Source organism: Staphylococcus sp. GDY8P120P (assembly GCF_017892065.1).
Classification (GTDB): Bacteria; Bacillota; Bacilli; order Staphylococcales; family Staphylococcaceae; genus Staphylococcus; species Staphylococcus nepalensis.
In genome coordinates this window covers 1-744 of sequence record NZ_JAESKI010000037.1, presented here as the reverse complement: position 1 = coordinate 744, position 744 = coordinate 1, and the positions used below count along the sequence as shown (strand labels likewise).

The following is a 744-nucleotide window of genomic DNA, read 5'->3' as shown; positions in this document are numbered from 1 at the left end:
ATGATATTGGTTCTAAGGTTACAAAATTTAATAAAGGCGATCGTGTTGTCTTTAATCCTACAGTTTCAAATCGTGAAAAAGAAGTAAATATTGTTCTTTATGATGGTTATTCATTTATAGGCTTAGGTTCTGATGGTGGATTTGCAGAATTTACAAACGCCCCAGAAGAGAATGTTTATAAATTACCAGATAATGTTTCTGATAAAGAAGGCGCCCTTGTAGAACCGACGGCTGTTGCAGTTCAAGCAATTAAAGAAGGCGAAGTTCTATTTGGCGATACTGTTGCTATTTTTGGAGCAGGGCCAATCGGTTTATTAACAACTATAGCAGCCAAAGCAGCTGGTGCTAGCAAAATATTTGTTTTCGATTTATCGGAAGAGCGACTTAATAAAGCTAAATCAGTAGGTGCTACTCATACGATAAATTCTGGTGAATCAAACCCAAGTGATATTATTAGTAAATACACTGATAATGGCGTTGATGTAGCATTTGAGGTAGCTGGTGTAGCGCCAACACTTAAATCTGCAATAGATGTTACTAAAGCAAGAGGTATTGTTGTTATAGTTTCTATATTCGGCCATCCTATTGAATGGAATCCAATGCAATTAACGAATACAGGTGTAAAACTTACTTCGACGATTGCTTATACACCTACTACATTTCAACAAACAATAGACTTAATTAACGAAGGTAATTTAAAAGTAAAAGACGTCGTTACTGATGAAATTGAGTTAAATGATATTG

At 35.1% G+C, this 744-nt stretch carries 1 protein-coding gene; it reads left to right on the top strand.

Translation table 11 applies throughout. The annotated features are described in order from the left end of the window. A partial coding sequence (locus KA900_RS14270; protein ID WP_210139775.1) for a zinc-binding dehydrogenase occupies positions 1-744 on the top strand: 744 nt, incomplete at both ends.